Source organism: Demequina litoralis (genome assembly GCF_030418455.1).
GTDB classification, from domain to species: domain Bacteria; phylum Actinomycetota; class Actinomycetes; order Actinomycetales; family Demequinaceae; genus Demequina; species Demequina litoralis.
Window position 1 is genome coordinate 206,886 of the sequence record NZ_JAUHPW010000003.1, and the last position, 15,946, is coordinate 222,831.

The following is a 15,946-nucleotide window of genomic DNA, read 5'->3' on the forward strand; positions in this document are numbered from 1 at the left end:
GCGGACAGGCGCCTCAGCTCTCCGGCGTGACGGTGACGACGAGCGAGCTCAGCAGGAACGCGTCGCTGTAGCCGCTGTAGACCTCGAGGCGGTGCACCCCGGCGCCCACCGTGCGCGCCTTGAACGGCTTCGCGTCGACGCCGAGCGAGTTGGCGAACGGCGACCCGAAGGCCGTCGAGTCCGCCGCATTGCCCGGGTTCGCGCCGATCGCGCCCGTGCCGGACCAGCCCCAGGGGTTGAGCGTGTCGCCGTCGATCGCGAGGCGGTTGTCGTGCTTGCCGCGGTCGCCCTCGAAGGCCACCATGCTCACGTCGACCGCCGCCCGCTGCAGGGTGAGGAACGGTACCTCGACCTGCGAGCCGAACATCCACTGCGTGCCGTCGAGGACCACGACCGCGGCCTCGGGCAGGTCCGGGTGCTCGTAGATCACGGTGATCGCGAAGCCCGCGTAGTAGTTCGGGAACACGGCGGCGAAGTCCTCGGGCAGAGCGACGTCGGCGAGCGCGTACGTCCCGTTGCCGCCCGCGGCTACCTGGTCCGTGATGTCGGCGGTCGCTTGGTAGTAGAGGTCGCCGCCGTCCCAGCTCGTCGCGATCTTGTCCGCCACGACGTCCTCGTAGCCGCCCGTAGGCGTGCTCAGCCGCGCGGCGTCGAGGTCACCCGACCAGGTGTCGAAGATGCCGCGGTTGGCCGACCAGGTCAGCGTCGCCGAGAGGACCGTGGCCCCCTCGGGCAGCTGGTCGGTGCCCAGCACGGTGGTCGACGAGCTGGTCTCACCGTCGGCCAGGTTGAGCGGGCGCATCTTCTGCGAGTCGTTGTTGTAGCGCGAGTTCGCATCCGAGCCGCGGAAGTCCATGACCGTCTGGCACTCGCGCACCGCGAGGTCGCAGCCGAGGAGCGGCGCGCCCACCACGGAGGCGGCGACCTGGCCGGTCGCGTCGGCACGGCCCTCGAGCGCTGCCTTGATGTCGGACAGGCCCGTGCGGACGCGGTAGGTCACCGAGTCGTCGCCGGACGATGCGGTGAACTCGGTCCACGCGTCGTCGCCCAGGTCGGTGGTCGCCTCGATCATGCCGAGGTCGAGGTCGATCGAGGTGTCGCCGCCCGCGTCGAGCGAGTCGAGGAGGCAGTCCGCCTCGGTGCGGTCGGCGGACAGCTCGCAGGTCCAGTCCCCGACGGTGACCGCGGAATCCGCGGCGAAGGCGAGGTACCCGGCGATCGCATCGGGTCCCAGCGGCGCGGTGCCGCCGCCGCCTGCCGTCGGCGCGGCGAACGTGAGGCCGTCCGGGAGCACGATGCTCGCGGTGACATCCGCGGCCGCGTCCTCGCCACCGTTGCTGAGGTCCATCGAGATCGACGGCGACGTGCGCGAGATCGTGAGGAAGCTGAGGGGCGTCGAGCCGATCGACAGCGCGGTACGCGGGGTGGGGGTGCCGCCATCGCCGCCATCGCCGCCATCGCCGCCGTCGCCGCCGTCGCCGCCATCGCCGCCGTCGCCACCGGTACCGCCGTCGCCGCCATCGCCGCCATCGCCACCGTCGCCACCGTCGCCGCCGTCGCCGCCGTCGCCGCCACCGGTGCCGCCATCACCACCACCGGTGCCACCGTCAGTGGAGCCGCCGTCGGTCGAACCGCCACCGGTCGAACCACCATCGGTCGAACCGCCGCCGGTGGAACCACCATCCGTCGAACCACCATCCGTCGACCCGCCGGCGGAGCCTCCCGCGGTTCCGTCATCCGTGGTCGCGTCGCCGGCCTCGTCGTCCAGCAGGGCGCCCTGGGCTTCGATCACGGTGTCCGAGCCCGTGTCGTCGCCGGCCTCGTCGCCGGGCGCGATCGTGGCGTCATCCGCCGGCACGTCGGTCGCGTCGTCGGCCGGGTCCTCGGTCGTGTCATCCGCCGGGCTCGGCGACGCGGATGATCCCGCGCCCGCCGCATCGTCCTCATCCACGGGGGACTCGACGCCGGCGGGCTGTGCGCCCGTCTTGTCCGGGCCCGCCTCGCCGATGATGCCGAGCACGCTTGCGCCGGTCATGACGAGCGAGACCACGCCGAGCGTCGCGGCCGCGGGCAGCGCGACCGCGGCGAGGCCGTTCGCGACCACCGCGATGCCGCCCGAAAGCCCGCCGCCCCCGCCGGCCGCGGCGCCGCCGCCGGCGGCACCGCCTGCCGCGGACGACGAGGCGGCCGCGGCGCCCTCGCCGAACACGCCGCCCACCGGAAGGCCGCCCTCGAGCGCCTTGACTCCGAGCAGGCCCAGGAACAGCGGGGCGATGACGGCGCGCAGGCCGCGGTTGACGTCCTCGAGCTCGGCCACCAGGGCGGCGCACTTCGCGCACGACCGCACGTGCTCGTCGACGCGGGTGTGCTCGCGCTTGCTCAGGCCGCCGCGGACGTACGAGCCGAGCTGGGCGTTGGCCTCGAGGCAGTTGACGGTGTCGGCGGCGCCGAGGTGCTGCTGCAGGTAGGCCTGGCGGAGCGCCTCGCGGGCGCGGTACGCGAGCGCCGCGACGCCGTTCGCCGAGAGGCCCAGCAGCGGGGCGATGTCCTTGGGGCTCTTCTTCTCGACCTCGGTGTACCAGAGCACGGCGCGCCAGCGCTCGGGGAGCGAGCGGAACGCATCCGCGACCATCGACTGCTCGAAGGTGTCGAGCGCCGGCTCGTCGGATCCCGCCTGGTAGCCGATCGCCGACTCGTACGTCGACATGTCGTCGCGGGGTCGCGCCCGGTTCGCCTTCTCGATGACGTCCAGGCCCGTGCGCCGCACGATGGTGAAGAGGTACGCGCGGAAGGCGAGGTCGGGGCCGTCGCCCTGCTGCAGCGCGCGCAGGATGCGGGAGAAGGCCTCGGAGACCACGTCCTCGGCGTCCGCGGCGCTGTTGGTGTACTGCGCGGCGACCTTGCGGGCGGCGTCGGAGTGACGCTCGTAGAGCACGCCGAAGGCCGCCGGGTCGCCTGCGCGTACACCGGCGATCAGCTCTGGGTCGCTGGACGTCTCCGTCCACAGCGACAGGGCTTCCTGCGACATTCCGTGCTCGCTCCTGTAGCCGGATCGGTACCCGCATTCTTGCTGGTGCAGTAGGGGTGGGCAAGGAGGGTGAGGGGTTTGTCACACTTCGCGTCGCGACACCTCGGAAAAAAAACTTGGAAAGTCGCGTCATCACGGCGTCATCGCCCCCTCTCATGGGGCATGACCAGCGAGGTGAACGTCCCGGGTGCAGCTCCCGCCATGCCGCTGCTGCGCCGCTGGGAGGCCGCGAGCATCGGGACGGTGTGGCGCCGTCCCGGCGACTGGTTCACCCCTGCCGCCGAGGCCCTCGCCGAGGCGCTCGAGGCCCGCCTCGACACCGCACCCGCCGCGTACCGCCTGGGGGAGGCGCGCGCGCTCGTCGGCGTCGGCATCACCGAGGCGATCGACGACATGGCCGTGCTGTTCCGCGCCGCGGGCTACGAGTCCGCACCGATCCGCTCGATCCGCGCACTGTGCGAGGGCTGGACCGCCGGCGACGCCGCGACGCGCGTCGAGCCGGCGATGAACGACCCCGAGTCGGGGCTGGGAAGCAACGATTACCTGGTCGCACGTCTCGGCGAGCTGTACGGCGCCGCCGAGCGCGACGGCACCCCGGTGAGCGAGGCTCACGCCCTGGTGCTCGTCGACGTGGCCGCCGCCGACACCGATCCGTGGCAGCGGATGGCGCGCAACGCCGCCATCGGCCAATCGCTGCGCGACGCCTACGGCAAGGGACGCCCGATGGCGCGCCTCGCCGATGGGCTCTATGCGGTGCTCGTCGACCGTGGACCCGACATGGGTCGCGGTGTCGCCGAGCTCCGCGACCACATCTCCCGGCGCGCTGTTCAGATGCGCGTCGGCAACCTCATGCGGCAGCCGCCGCGCGTGTGGATCGAGTCCCTTCCGGACCTCCACGAATACGCGGTCGAGCTGGTGGAGTCTCTCCACCGCTGAGGGGGGACGAGGGGCCGGTACCGAGCTGAGGGCGGTGCCGGCCCCTCGTAGCGTCCCCACCCGGACGAGGTGATTCGCGTACCGCGCAATGTACGCACTTCACTTATCATTAACCCATGCTTGACGACCCCGCCGCAGACCTCCGCACCCGCCTCCTCGAGAGCGCTCTCACGCTCATCTCCGAGCAGGGCGCGAGCGGGCTGACGGTGCGCGCGGTCGCCAAGGCCGCGGGCTGCTCCACCATGGGCGTGTACACGCACTTCAACGGCAAGTCCGGCCTCATCGACGCCGTCGTGGAGCAGGGCTTCGACACCCTCAACGACGTCCTCGCAGAGGCGTGGGAGGGTGCCGGGCCCGGACGCGACGGTCTCATCGCGACGGCCGAGGCCTACCGAGACTGGGCCTTCGACGCCCCGGCCCAGTTCCAGACGATGTTCGCCCCGGCGATCGCCGGCTACGAGCCCTCCGAGCGCACGCGCGAGCGCACGTGGGACACGTTCTTCGCGCATCGTGCGCGCGTGGCGTCGGCGCTCGACAGCGCCGACGCGGACCCCGCCGCATGGCACGACGCCACGATCCGCCTGTGGTCGTGGGTGCACGGCCACGTCGCCGTCGAGCTCATGAGCCATGCGTACGCGAACGACGCCCACCCCGCGATGGCGCACTCCGACCTGTCGGTCGCGGTCGACGCGGAGATCGAGCGCGCGGCGGTCGCGGTCACGCGCTAGCAGTACCGGGCCGGCGACGGCGCGGACCTGGCGGTCGCCTGGCGTCGTCAGTCGTGCGGTGCGGTCCACACGACGACGGCGCGGCCCTCGTCGCGGCGCACGCGCCTGCCCCGCTCGACGATCACCACGTTGCCCGTGGGGCCCGTCGTGAAGATGCGCGAGCCGGTGTCCGCACGCGGGCGCAGACGCTCGACCTCGCGCTCGAGACGCTGCACCTCACGCGACAGGTGGAGGATCCGCTTGATGCCGGCGAGGTTGATGCCCTCCTCCTGGCTCATGCGCTGGATCTCGCGCAGCGTCGCGACGTCCCGCAGCGAGTAGCGGCGCCCGCCGCCGGGGCGGCGACGCGGCACCACCAGTCCCAGCCGGTCGTACTGGCGCAGGGTCTGGGCGTGCATGCCCGCCAGCTCCGCGGCGGCGGAGATGAGGAACACGGGCTCGTCGACGTCCGGCTGCTCCATGGTCCACCTCCTTCGCGCCCACGCTAGCGGGCCTGCATCGTCCCTGGTGTGAGGGCTACCGCGCGGCGTCCTTGTAGAGGCTCGCGCGCGGGTCGTCGCCGCCGAGGGTCTCGGCCAGCGCCTCGACGGCCTTCTTGGCGTCGCGCGAGAGCTTGTGCGGCACGGCGACCGCGACGGTCACCAGCAGATCGCCGGTGCCCTTCTTGGACGTGAGGCCGCGTCCCTTGACCCGGAGCGTCGTGCCGGACTGCGTGCCCGGGGGGACCTTGACCTTCACGGTGTCGCCAGCGAGGGTCGGCACCGCGACCTGAGCCCCGAGCGCGGCCTCGTCGAAGCGGACGGGCAGGGTCGCCCTCAGGTTGAGCCCGTCGGTCGTGAAGACGGGGTGCTTCTGGACGTGGACCGTGAGCAGCAGGTCGCCCGCGGGGCCGCCGTTGGAGCCGGGCCGGCCCTTGCCGGGCACGCGGATGCGCTGGCCGTCCTTGACGCCGACGGGCAGCCGCGTCGAGATGCGGCCGCCGTCGGTGCCGAGGGTGACGGTCGAGCCCTCCGCCGCCTGGCGGAACGACACCTCCACCGCAGCGGCGAGGTCGCCGCCCTTCTGCGGTCCGCGCTGGTATCCGCCGCCGAAGAGGCCGCCGAGGATGTCCTCGAAGCCGCCGCCCCCGCCGGTCTGGAAGCGTGCGTTGCCGCCTCCCGGCATCCCGCCGCCGAACATGCCGCCGAACATGTCCTCGAAGTTGCCCGCACCGCCGGGGCCGCCCGCCTGGAAGCGGGCGCCCCCGCCCATCGCGCGGATCTGGTCGTACTGCTGGCGGTCGTTCTCGTTCGAGAGGACCGCGTACGCCTCGCCCACGTCCTTGAAGCGCTGCTCGGCCTTCTTGTCGCCCGGGTTGCGGTCCGGGTGCAGGTCGCGCGCGAGCTTGCGGTACGCCTTCTTGACCTCGTCGGCGCTCGCGTCCTTGGAGACGCCGAGCGTCGCGTAGAAGTCCTTGTTGAACCAGTCCTGGCTCGCCACGGCGCCTCCCTCCCTACTCGGGCTGCGCGACGATGACGCGCGCCGGACGGAGCACGCGCTCGCCGACCTTGTGGCCGGGCTGCGCGACGTGCTGGACGGTCGGCTCCGACACCTCGCCGCTGGGCTGCGACATGAGGGCCTCGTGGAGCTGCGGGTCGAAGACGTCGCCGGGGGCGGCGTACGACGACCAGCCGAGGCCCGCGAGCGCGCCCTCGAGCTTCGCGGCGATCGCCGCGAACGGGCCGTCGGCGAGGTCGCCGTGCTCGCGCGCGGCGGCGATGTCGTCGAGCGTGGGGATGAGCGCCTCGATCGCCTTCGCGGTCGCGTTGGTGCCGATGAGCTCGCGGTCGCGGTCGACGCGCTTGCGGTAGTTGACGTACTCGGCCTGCAGCCGCTGGAGGTCGGCGAGGTGCTCGGCCGCCTTCGTGTAGGCCGCGTTGAGCGCGTCGTCCGCGCCCTCCTCGTCGGCGGTCAGGTCGTCGATGCCGTCGTGGTCCTCGTCGAGGAAGCTCGCCGCGGCGTCGTTCACGATGCGCTCGGCCTGGGCCTCCGCATCGTCCTGCGGCTCGGGGGTGCCGTTCTGGTTCTCGGTCATGGGGCTGCCTTCCGGGAAGCGCCGAGGGCGGGCGGCGGCCCGGTGTCGGATGATCACCGCGCCGCGCGCCCGCCGTCGTGCCTCGTTACTTGTTGTCCTCGTCGTCGACGATCTCGGCGTCGACCACGTCGTCGTCCTGGGGGGCGCCGCCCGCGGTCTGCGCCGCGGAGTCCTCGTCGACGTTGACGCCCTCGGCCTGCTGGGCCGCGTAGACGGCCTCGCCGATCTTCTGCGCCTTCTCGACGAGCGTCTCGTGCTTGGCCTTGATGTCGTCGACGTCGTCGCCCTCGAGGGCGGTCTTGACGTCCGCGATCGCGGTCTTGACGTCCTCGGCGACCTCGGCCGGGACCTTGTCCTCGTTCTCGGACAGGATCTTCTCGGTCGAGTACGCGAAGGTCTCCGCGTTGTTGCGGGTCTCCGCCTCCTCGCGACGCTTCTTGTCCTCCTCCGCGTGCTCCTCGGCGTCCTTGACCATGCGCTCGATGTCCTCCTTCGAGAGGGCCGAGCCGCCGGACACGGTGATGGACTGCTCCTTGCCGGTGCCGCGGTCCTTCGCGTGGACGTGGACGATGCCGTTGGCGTCGATGTCGAAGGTGACCTCGATCTGCGGGACGCCGCGCGGGGCCGGCGCGATGCCGGAGAGCTCGAACGTGCCGAGCATCTTGTTGTCGCGCGCGAACTGGCGCTCGCCCTGGTAGACCTGGATCAGCACGGAGGGCTGGTTGTCCTCGGCGGTCGAGAAGACCTCCGACGACTTGGTCGGGATGGCGGTGTTGCGCTCGATCAGGGTGGTCATCACGCCGCCCTTGGTCTCGATGCCCAGGCTCAGCGGCGTGACGTCGATGAGCAGGACGTCCTTGCGCTCGCCCTTGATGACGCCGGCCTGCAGCGCGGCGCCGACGGCGACGACCTCGTCCGGGTTGACGCCCTTGTTGGGCTCCTGGCCGCCGGTGAGCTCGCGCACCACGTCGGCGACGGCGGGCATGCGGGTCGAGCCGCCGACGAGGACCACGTGGTCGATGTCGGAGAGCTTGATGCCGGCGTCCTTGATCACCTGCTGGAACGGCGCCTTGGTGCGGTCGAGCAGATCGGAGGTCATCTGCTGGAACTGTGCGCGGGTGAGCTTGGTGTCGAGGTGGACGGGGCCGTTCTCGCCGATCGAGAGGTACTGCAGCGAGATCTGGGTCTGCTGCGCCGAGCTGAGCTCCTTCTTGGCCTGCTCGGCGGCCTCGCGGAGGCGCTGGAGGGCCGAGCGGTCCTTGGACAGGTCCACGCCCTCGGTGTTCTTGACCTCCTTGACGAGGTGGTCGACGATGCGCTGGTCCCAGTCGTCGCCGCCGAGGCGGTTGTCGCCCGCGGTGGCCTTCACCTGGATGGTCGAGAAGTCGTCCTCGTCCTTGCCCACCTCGAGGAGGGACACGTCGAACGTGCCGCCGCCGAGGTCGAAGACCAGGATGAGCTCGTCCTCCTTGCCCTTGTCGAGGCCGTACGCGAGGGCCGCGGCGGTGGGCTCGTTGACGATGCGCAGGACGTTGAGGCCCGCGATCTCACCGGCCTCCTTGGTGGCCTGGCGCTCGTGGTCGTTGAAGTACGCGGGGACGGTGACGACCGCATCGGTCACCTTCTCGCCCAGGTACTCCTCGGCGTCGCGCTTGAGCTTGCCCAGGATGCGGGCCGAGATCTCCTGCGGCGTGTACTTCTTGTCGTCGATCTCCTTCGACCAGTCGGTGCCCATGTGGCGCTTGACCGATGCGATGGTGCGGTCGACGTTGGTGACCGCCTGACGCTTGGCGATCTCGCCGACGAGGACCTCGCCGGTCTTGGAGAACGCGACCACCGACGGGGTGGTGCGGGCGCCCTCGGCGTTCGCGATGACGGTGGGCTCGCCGCCCTCGAGGACGGACACCACCGAGTTGGTGGTGCCGAGGTCGATGCCAACTGCACGTGCCATGTGTGTTCTTCCTCCAGTCGCGGCCGATGCCGCGTGATCCAACCCGCTCAGGACTTGAGCGACCATCACTCAACTTATGTCCGAGGTCTGGCACTGTCAAGCCGACGGGTCAAAAGTTGAGCGGACTCTGCTCAACTTCTCAGGAATGCCGATTCCCAATGACAAAGGTGTCAGGTGTGACGCGTGGGACGGGGGGCGGGAGGCGGGCCCGCAGGCGGGCCCGGTCGTCGCGAGGCGACGCCCAGTCCCACCTGTCACTCTTGTCATTGGCAATCGACGGGAGGCGCGCATCGTGCCTACGCTCGCCGCATGGACCACGCCGCCCGCCTCGCCGCCGCCCGCGCGCACTTCGCCGCCCGCCTCGCCTTCGAGACCGACGTCTCCGACGTGCACGCCGCGCTCGAGTCCGGCGAGCCGGGCTTCGTGCTCCTCGACACCCGCAACCGCGAGGCGTGGGACCAGGGCCACGTGCGTGGCGCGATCCACCTGCCCAAGCCCGACATGCCCGCGCGGATCCCCGCCGAGTTCGGGGCCGGCACGCGCTTCGTCGTCTACTGCTGGGGGCCGGGCTGCAACGGCGCCACCCGCGCGGGCCTCATCATCAGCGAGCTCGGCTACGAGGTGCAGGAGATGATCGGCGGCTTCGAGTACTGGGCGCGCGAGGGCATGCCTGTCGACGCCGTCGGTGCGGACGGCGCGGAGGTCGACGCGACGTACCCCGTGGACCCGCTCACGGCGCCCCGGCCGGTCGCGGGCGCGCGCGTCGCCTGCGACTGCTGAGCCGATGCGCGGGGACCGGGTCGCATGGACCCGAAACACGCCATCACACAGGCGTCACGCCGACGAAATGTTCACCTGAATACCATCCGATCACACCCGAGGGAAGGACGGCGATGGCGGATCTGACGGTGGGCTACGCCGCGATGCTCGAGCAGTTCGCGCCCATGGAGGCGGTCGAGCTGAGCGCGTACGCGGAGTCGAAGGGCTTCAGCGGGGTGATGGCCGCGGACCATTTCCAGCCGTGGGTGCCGCAGCAGGGGCAGTCGGCCTTCGTGTGGAACGTGCTCACCGCGATCGGCGAGCGCACCACGGGCGACATGGGGCCGGGGGTCACGGCCCCCACGTTCCGCTGGCACCCCGCGATGGTCGCGCAGGCCTCGGCGACGCTCGCCGCGATGTACCCGGGCCGCCACTGGCTCGGGCTCGGCAGCGGCGAGGCCCTCAACGAGCACATCGTCGGCCAGTACTGGCCGGAGGTTCCCGAGCGCATCGACCGCATGTTCGAGGCCATCGAGATCATCCGCAAGCTCTTCGACGCCGGCGACGCCAAGGACGTCAAGCACAGCGGCCGGTTCTACAAGCTCGAGTCAACGCGCCTGTGGACCATGCCGGAGGTGCCCCCCGAGATCCTCGTCGCGACCGCCGGGCCCATCACCGCGCGGCGCGCCGGCGCCGCGGCCGACGGCCTCATCACCGTGGGGGCGCCGCCCGAGAAGATCGCCGGGCTGTTCGAGCGCTTCGACCGCGGCGCCCGCGAGGCCGGCAAGGACCCGTCGACCATGCCGAAGGTGCTCCAGCTCCACATGTCGTGGGCGCCCACGTACGAGGAGGCGCTCGACAACGCGATGACGGAGTGGCCCAACGGCGGGATGAAGTTCCCCAAGGGGGACATCCGCTCGCCGCACGAGCTCGCGCAGATGGCGAAGCTGGTCCGGCCCGAGGACTTCGAGGGCCGCATGGTCATCAGCGAGGACCCCGACGTGCACCGCGCGCACATCCAGCGCTTCGTCGACCTGGGCTTCGACCGCATCTACCTCCACAACGTGGGGCGCAACCAGCGCGCGTGGATCGACACGTTCGCGGCCGACGTCCTCCCGGCGCTCGCGAGGTAGCCGATGCCCGGGCTGTCGGTGTGGAGCGTCGAGGGCGTCGGCGAGGTCGTCCCCGGGGACGACCTCGCGGACCTCATCGCCCGCGCCCTCGACCGGGCGGGGGAGACGCTCGCCGACGGCGACGTCCTCGTGGTGGCCAGCAAGATCGTGTCCAAGGCCGAGGGACGGCTCGTCCCGGCCGAGGACCGCGAGGATGCGATCACCGCGGAGGCCGTCCGCGTGGTCGCGAGCAGGCCGCGTCGGGACGGCGGCGCGACCCGCATCGTCGAGACGCGGCACGGCTTCGTCATGGCGGCGGCCGGCGTCGACGCGTCCAACGTGCCCGCGGGCCACGTGCTGCTCCTGCCCGTCGACCCCGACGGGTCCGCGCGCACGCTCGCGGCCGGGCTCAGGGGGTCCAGCGGGGCCCGCATCGGCGTGATCGTGACCGACACGTTCGGGCGTCCGTGGCGCCAGGGTCAGACGGACCTCGCGATCGGCGCCGCCCACGTGCGCGTGGTCGCCGACCATCGCGGCGGGCACGATGCGCACGGGCGGCCGATGACCGCGTCCGTGACCGCGCTCGTCGACGAGATCGCCGCCGCGGCCGACCTGGTCAAGGGCAAGGCGGGCGGGCTCCCGGTCGCGGTGGTCCGAGGGCTCGACGTCGTCACGGACGAGGCGGGCCCGGGCGTCGCGAGCCTCGTGCGCGGTGCCGAGTCGGACATGTTCCGGCTGGGGTCCGACGAGGCCTTCGCCGCGGGGCATGCGGCCGGGCTGCGCATGGCGCAGGAGCTGGGCGAGCGCCCTGTCGGCGAGCACGCCCCGGAGACGCGGCCGTGACGCGCTGGACCGTGATCGTCCCGGTCAAGGGCGGGACGCGCGCGAAGTCGCGGCTGCCCGAGACGCTCGGCGGGGCGTCCCGGGGGATGCTCGCCGCCGCGCTCACCGCGGACACCCTCGCCGCCGTCGCGGGGACGGCGTCGGTCGCGCGGATCCTCGTCGTGTCGAGCGTGGCGGACCTCGACCCCGCGTGGCTCGGGGATGTCGGGCCACGGGCGCTCGTCGTGCGGCAGGCCTCCGGCGCGGGCCTCAACGCGGCGGTCCGGCATGCGGCGGGCATGGTCTCCGGCCGCGTCGCGGTCGTCTTGGGTGACCTGCCGTCGCTGCGCCCCGGCGACCTCGCCGCGGTCCTGGGCGTGGCGGAGCGTCACCCGCGCGGCATGGTCGCCGACGCCGAGGGCCACGGCACCACGATGCTCACGACGCTCGGCGACCCGCTCGCCGTCAGCTTCGGCCCGCGCTCGGCCGCGCGCCACCGGCGGGCCGGTCACGTGGAGATCCCCGCGCCGCTGCGGGCGCGCGCAGACGTCGACACGGTCGAGGACCTCGCGAGGGCCAGGACGCTCGGCGTCGGCCCGCGCACCGCCGCGGCCTTGGGTCTCCCGGTCCCGCACCCCGCGGCGGGCTCCGCCATCGCCGCCGCCGTCAGCCGCGCTGGCTGAGCCCGGCCGCGAGCTCGAACGCCAGCCCGAGCGCCGCGCCCGCGATCGCCGCCGTCGCGTCGAGGTCGGTCATCCACAGCGGGCGGGCGAGCGCCTCGATCCCGGCCTCGCGGAGCCCGGCGACGGCCGCGGCGTCCGCATCGTCCACCAGCCAGCCGTCGAGGCGCCCGTGCCGCGCGCGCAGGTCGACCGCGACGGCCTCCGCCGTCGCCGCGACGCCGATCGCCGCGAGGCAGGCGTCGGCCATCCCGCGCACGGGAGCGCCGCCGATGAGCGGCGAGACGCCGACCACCGGCGCCGCGGTCGCGCTCAGCGCCTCGGCGATGCCGGGCACGCCCAGGATGGTCCCGACGGACACCACCGGGTTCGACGGGGGCACGATCACCGCATCGGCGCCCGTGATCGCCTCGACGACGCCGGGCGCGGCCGACGCCTCGTCCACGCCGACCTGGACGAAGCGTCTCGGCACCTCGGCGGCCCGCGTACGCACCCACCACTCCTCGAAGTGCAGGAGGCTGCCGTCCGCGAGCTCGACGTGGGTCTCGACCGGCTCGTCCGCCATGGGCCGCAGCGTCACGGGCAGGTCCCAGCGCGCGCTCAGTCGCGCCGTGGCCTCGCTCAGGGTCGCGCCCGCCGCGAGCAGCGACGTGCGCGCGAGGTGCGTCGCGATGTCACGGTCGCCGAGCGTGAACCACTCCCAGCCGACGCCGTAGGGCGCGAGCTCGTCCGCGACGCGGCGGGTCTCGTCACGGCGCCCCCAGCCCTGCTCCTCGTGGACCACGCCCGCGAGCGTGTACATGAGCGTGTCGAGGTCCGGGCAGATCCGCAGCCCGTGCAACGTCATGTCGTCGCCGGTGTTGGCCACGACGGTGACGTCCGCCTCGAGCCCCGTCCGGTCGAGGTGCGCGAGCAGGCCGCGCGTGAAGCGGGCGCCGCCGACGCCGCCGGACAGCACGACGAGCCGGAGCGGGCGGGACGGGCGGGTCATGGGGCCTCCTCGGGGCCGGGGGCGGCGGGGGACGATGCGTCGGCCGGGTCGAGCGCGCCGTCGAGCGCGATCACCGGGCGCCCGTCCGCGGGGTGGTCGAGCACCGTCGCACGCACGCCGTACACGGCGGCGATGGTCGCGGGCGTGAGCACGTCCGCGGGTGCGCCCTGCGCGACGACGCGCCCGTGCGACAGCAGCACGACGCGGGTGCAGTGGCGGGCGGCGTGGTCGAGGTCGTGGAGCGCGGCCACCACGGTGATGCCGAGGCCCGCCACGAACGACAGCGTGTCGAGCTGGGCGCGGATGTCGAGGTGGTTGGTGGGCTCGTCGAGGAGGAGCAGCTCGGGGCTCTGCGCGAGCGCGCGCGCCACGGACACCCGCTGGCGCTCTCCGCCGGACAGGGCGGTCCACGGGCGGTCGGCGAGGTGCGCGGCTCCCGCCTGCGCGAGCGCCTCGTGAGCGAGGGCACGATGCGCGGCGTCGCCCCCGCGCGCGAGCGGTCGGCGGAAGGGCAGCAGGCCGAGCTCGACGATGTCGATCGCGCGCAACGGGATGTCGCGGTCGGGGTGCTGCTCCATCAGCGCGACCCGCCGCGCGACCTCGCGGCGGGGGACGAGGTGCGCGGGGCGGCCGTCGAGCAGCACCGATCCGTGCGCGGGCGCGAGCATGCCCGCGATCGCGGCGAGGAGGGTGGACTTGCCGGCGCCGTTGGGGCCGAGCAGGCCGACGACCTCGCCGCGGGCGGCCGAGAGCGACACGTCGCTGAGCACCTCCCGATGCCCGCGCGTCACCGACAGCGACTCCACCGTCACGTCCATGCGGTCCCCCTCGCGCGCCTCAGCACCACGACGAAGACCGGCACGCCCACGAGGGCGGTGACGATCCCGACCGGGATCTCGCGCGGGTCGAGCATCGTGCGCGCGAGCGTGTCCGCCCATACGAGGAACACGGCGCCGCCGAGCGCCGCGGTGGGCAGCACGTGGCGGTGGAGGCCGCCGACGAGGCCGCGGACGAGATGGGGGAGGATGAGGCCGACGAAGCCGATCGCGCCGCTCGTCGACACCATCGCACCGGTGAGCAGCGACACCGCGACGAACAGCACCAGACGGGTGCGGCGCGTCGGGATCCCGAGCGCCTCCGCGGCCGTGTCGCCGAGCGCGAAGGCGTCGAGCCGGGTCGCGTGCGCCCGCAGCAGCGGGTACACGAGCGCGAGCGCGGCGCAGGTGATCGCGACGCTCGCCCACGTGGACCCGGCCAGCGAGCCGAGCAGCCACGACAGCACCTGCCGGTACGCGTCGCCCTTCGCCGTCATGACGATCACGAGCGACGTGCACGCCGCGAGCAGCTGCGACACCGCGATGCCCGCGAGCACCACGGTGGTGGGGGCGAGGCTGCCGGCGAGGCGCGCGATCCCGAGCGCGGCGGCGAGCGCGAGCAGGGCGCCCGCGAAGGCGGCGATCGGGAGCGCGAGGGACAGCGCGACCGTCGAGCCGATTCCCAGCAGCAGCACCCCGACCGCGCCGAGCGAGGCCCCGGACGACAGGCCGAGCAGGTACGGGTCCGCGAGCGGGTTGCGCGTGAGGCCCTGCATGACGACTCCCGCCGATGCGAGGCCGGCGCCGACGAGCGCGGCGGTGAGCGCGCGCGGCGCGCGGATGTCCCACACGATCGCGTCGGCGGTGCCGTCGCCGCCGCGTCCGGTGAGGTGGCCGGCGACGATGCCCCACACCTCGGCCGGCGCGAGGCCGGCGACGCCCAGGCTGACGGCGAGACCGATCGACGCGACGAGCGCCGCCGCGAGGGCGGCGGTCAGCATGCGGGCGCGACGGTCGAGGCCTGCGGCCATCAGTCCTCCGGGGCGGCGGTGCGCAGCTGCCGCACGAGCGAGCCGACGGTCTCCGCGTTGCGGACGCCGGCCTCCGCGCCCGCGAACGGGACGACGAGGTACGCGCCCGCCCGGACGGCGCTCAGCGCGGCCGTCGCGGGATTGTCCTCGAGCATCTCGATCTTGCTCGCGGCGGTGTTCCACGAGGCGTCGACGAGCACGATGACGTCGGGGTCGGCATCGATCACCGCCTCCCACGTGGCGGAGGTCCAGGTGTCGTGGACGTCGGCGAACACGTTCGTGAGACCGGCGGCCTCCATCATCATCTGCGGCGCGCCGATGCCAGCGCCCACGTACGGGGCATCGGTGCCGGACGAGTACCAGAGGGCGGTGAGGCCGCGGCCGTCCGGCTCGACCGCGTCGAGGCTGTCCCGCAGGCGCGCGACCAGGTCCGTCGCGGCGTCCTGCGCGCCGAACACCTCGCCCGCCTCCGCGATCTGGTCGAACAGCAGGTCGAACGTCATCGGATCCGGCTGGTAGCCGGGCGCCTTGCATGCGGACGGCGCGACGTAGGTGAGGACGCCGCGCGCGGCGAGGTCGTCGCGCTCGCCCACGCCGTCGGCCGCGAAGCCGGACTCCCAGCCCGCGAAGACCGCGTCGGGCTCGAGGGCGAGGGTCGCCTCCTGGCCGGGCAGGAACTCGGAGAGCACCGGCACCTCGACGGCGTCGTCCGTGTAGGGCGGTTCGAGCGGGCCGTCCAGGAAGGCCGCGCCGACGATGCGGTCCGCGAGGCCGAGCTCGATGAGCAGCTCCGTGGTGGTGGACTTCACGGCGACGATGCGCGCGGGCGCGGTGCCGAGCGGCACCTCGGTCCCGCAGTTGTCCACGCTCGCCGCGGCGGTGGCGGCGGCCGATGCGGCGGCGCCGGGGTCGGCGGAGGCCGCGGCGCCCGTGGAACCGGGGGCGGCGTCGGCGGCGCACGCGGAGGTGGCGAGCGCGCCCGCGACGAGCGCGGCGGCGAGGCGGGTGCGTGTCATGCC

General features: G+C 73.3%; 15 protein-coding genes. 6 read left to right on the forward strand and 9 right to left on the reverse strand.

Features of this window, described 5'->3' with window-relative positions; genetic code table 11:
* Positions 1-13: 13 nt before the first annotated feature.
* The gene (locus tag QQX09_RS05415; protein WP_301131736.1) at positions 14-3,028 is read right to left on the reverse strand and encodes a sigma-70 family RNA polymerase sigma factor; all 3,015 of its coding nucleotides are present in this window, start codon (positions 3,026-3,028) and stop codon (positions 14-16) included.
* Between the two features lie 162 nt (positions 3,029-3,190).
* Here QQX09_RS05415 and QQX09_RS05420 point away from each other — a divergent pair, with 162 nt between their 5' ends.
* On the forward strand, positions 3,191-3,964 hold the full coding sequence (locus tag QQX09_RS05420; protein ID WP_301131737.1) for a hypothetical protein: 774 nt from the start codon (positions 3,191-3,193) through the stop codon (positions 3,962-3,964).
* 116 nt (positions 3,965-4,080) lie between these two features.
* Positions 4,081-4,692: a TetR/AcrR family transcriptional regulator gene (locus QQX09_RS05425; protein ID WP_301131738.1), complete on the forward strand. Its 612-nt coding sequence runs from the start codon at positions 4,081-4,083 to the stop codon at positions 4,690-4,692.
* 47 nt (positions 4,693-4,739) lie between these two features.
* Here the strand turns inward: QQX09_RS05425 and QQX09_RS05430 are convergent, their stop codons facing one another.
* The 4 genes from QQX09_RS05430 to dnaK form a co-directional block, all read right to left on the reverse strand.
* Positions 4,740-5,153 carry a heat shock protein transcriptional repressor HspR gene (locus QQX09_RS05430; RefSeq protein WP_301131739.1) on the reverse strand — a complete coding sequence of 138 codons (414 nt, stop codon included), beginning with the start codon at positions 5,151-5,153 and terminating at the stop codon, positions 4,740-4,742.
* Between the two features lie 55 nt (positions 5,154-5,208).
* The gene (locus tag QQX09_RS05435; RefSeq protein WP_301131740.1) at positions 5,209-6,171 is read right to left on the reverse strand and encodes a DnaJ C-terminal domain-containing protein; all 963 of its coding nucleotides are present in this window, start codon (positions 6,169-6,171) and stop codon (positions 5,209-5,211) included.
* A gap of 13 nt (positions 6,172-6,184) precedes the next feature.
* Positions 6,185-6,766: a nucleotide exchange factor GrpE gene (locus QQX09_RS05440; RefSeq protein WP_301131741.1), complete on the reverse strand. Its 582-nt coding sequence runs from the start codon at positions 6,764-6,766 to the stop codon at positions 6,185-6,187.
* 85 nt (positions 6,767-6,851) lie between these two features.
* Positions 6,852-8,717, reverse strand: coding sequence for a molecular chaperone DnaK (gene dnaK, locus QQX09_RS05445; protein WP_301131742.1), 1,866 nt, complete (start codon positions 8,715-8,717; stop codon positions 6,852-6,854).
* Between the two features lie 309 nt (positions 8,718-9,026).
* Between dnaK and QQX09_RS05450 the strand changes: the two genes are divergently transcribed.
* From QQX09_RS05450 to cofC, 4 genes are all read left to right on the forward strand, one after another.
* Entirely contained in the window at positions 9,027-9,497 is a 471-nt protein-coding gene (locus QQX09_RS05450; protein WP_301131743.1) for a rhodanese-like domain-containing protein, read from the forward strand.
* Positions 9,498-9,610: 113 nt separating this feature from the next.
* Complete coding sequence (locus tag QQX09_RS05455) at positions 9,611-10,609, forward strand: TIGR03557 family F420-dependent LLM class oxidoreductase (protein WP_301131744.1); 999 nt, start codon at positions 9,611-9,613, stop codon at positions 10,607-10,609.
* A gap of 3 nt (positions 10,610-10,612) precedes the next feature.
* On the forward strand, positions 10,613-11,431 hold the full coding sequence (locus QQX09_RS05460) for a coenzyme F420-0:L-glutamate ligase (protein ID WP_301131745.1): 819 nt from the start codon (positions 10,613-10,615) through the stop codon (positions 11,429-11,431).
* Complete coding sequence (cofC, locus tag QQX09_RS05465; RefSeq protein ID WP_301131746.1) at positions 11,428-12,093, forward strand: 2-phospho-L-lactate guanylyltransferase; 666 nt, start codon at positions 11,428-11,430, stop codon at positions 12,091-12,093. Before QQX09_RS05460 ends, cofC begins: the two co-directional genes overlap by 4 nt.
* Here cofC and cofD read toward each other — a convergent pair.
* The 4 genes from cofD to QQX09_RS05485 are packed head-to-tail and all read right to left on the reverse strand — an operon-like array spanning position 12,077 to position 15,943.
* Positions 12,077-13,081 carry a 2-phospho-L-lactate transferase gene (cofD, locus tag QQX09_RS05470; RefSeq protein ID WP_301131747.1) on the reverse strand — a complete coding sequence of 335 codons (1,005 nt, stop codon included), beginning with the start codon at positions 13,079-13,081 and terminating at the stop codon, positions 12,077-12,079. The genes cofC and cofD overlap by 17 nt on opposite strands.
* Positions 13,078-13,899 carry an ABC transporter ATP-binding protein gene (locus tag QQX09_RS05475; protein WP_301131748.1) on the reverse strand — a complete coding sequence of 274 codons (822 nt, stop codon included), beginning with the start codon at positions 13,897-13,899 and terminating at the stop codon, positions 13,078-13,080. Before QQX09_RS05475 ends, cofD begins: the two co-directional genes overlap by 4 nt.
* Positions 13,890-14,927 carry an iron chelate uptake ABC transporter family permease subunit gene (locus QQX09_RS05480; RefSeq protein ID WP_301131749.1) on the reverse strand — a complete coding sequence of 346 codons (1,038 nt, stop codon included), beginning with the start codon at positions 14,925-14,927 and terminating at the stop codon, positions 13,890-13,892. The genes QQX09_RS05475 and QQX09_RS05480 overlap by 10 nt, the downstream gene beginning before the upstream one ends.
* Positions 14,927-15,943, reverse strand: coding sequence for a putative F420-0 ABC transporter substrate-binding protein (locus QQX09_RS05485; protein ID WP_301131750.1), 1,017 nt, complete (start codon positions 15,941-15,943; stop codon positions 14,927-14,929). The genes QQX09_RS05480 and QQX09_RS05485 overlap by 1 nt, the downstream gene beginning before the upstream one ends.
* Positions 15,944-15,946: the final 3 nt, after the last annotated feature.

Coding starts and splice junctions, on each gene's coding strand:
- QQX09_RS05485 (WP_301131750.1), bottom strand. CDS start 15,943: ATGACACGCACCCGCCTCGCCGCCGCGCTCGTCGCGGGCGCGCTCGCC.
- QQX09_RS05420 (WP_301131737.1), top strand. CDS start 3,191: ATGACCAGCGAGGTGAACGTCCCGGGTGCAGCTCCCGCCATGCCGCTG.
- QQX09_RS05460 (WP_301131745.1), top strand. CDS start 10,613: ATGCCCGGGCTGTCGGTGTGGAGCGTCGAGGGCGTCGGCGAGGTCGTC.
- QQX09_RS05475 (WP_301131748.1), bottom strand. CDS start 13,899: ATGGACGTGACGGTGGAGTCGCTGTCGGTGACGCGCGGGCATCGGGAG.
- QQX09_RS05450 (WP_301131743.1), top strand. CDS start 9,027: ATGGACCACGCCGCCCGCCTCGCCGCCGCCCGCGCGCACTTCGCCGCC.
- QQX09_RS05480 (WP_301131749.1), bottom strand. CDS start 14,927: ATGGCCGCAGGCCTCGACCGTCGCGCCCGCATGCTGACCGCCGCCCTC.
- QQX09_RS05425 (WP_301131738.1), top strand. CDS start 4,081: ATGCTTGACGACCCCGCCGCAGACCTCCGCACCCGCCTCCTCGAGAGC.
- cofD (WP_301131747.1), bottom strand. CDS start 13,081: ATGACCCGCCCGTCCCGCCCGCTCCGGCTCGTCGTGCTGTCCGGCGGC.
- QQX09_RS05440 (WP_301131741.1), bottom strand. CDS start 6,766: ATGACCGAGAACCAGAACGGCACCCCCGAGCCGCAGGACGATGCGGAG.
- QQX09_RS05455 (WP_301131744.1), top strand. CDS start 9,611: ATGGCGGATCTGACGGTGGGCTACGCCGCGATGCTCGAGCAGTTCGCG.
- QQX09_RS05430 (WP_301131739.1), bottom strand. CDS start 5,153: ATGGAGCAGCCGGACGTCGACGAGCCCGTGTTCCTCATCTCCGCCGCC.
- dnaK (WP_301131742.1), bottom strand. CDS start 8,717: ATGGCACGTGCAGTTGGCATCGACCTCGGCACCACCAACTCGGTGGTG.
- QQX09_RS05415 (WP_301131736.1), bottom strand. CDS start 3,028: ATGTCGCAGGAAGCCCTGTCGCTGTGGACGGAGACGTCCAGCGACCCA.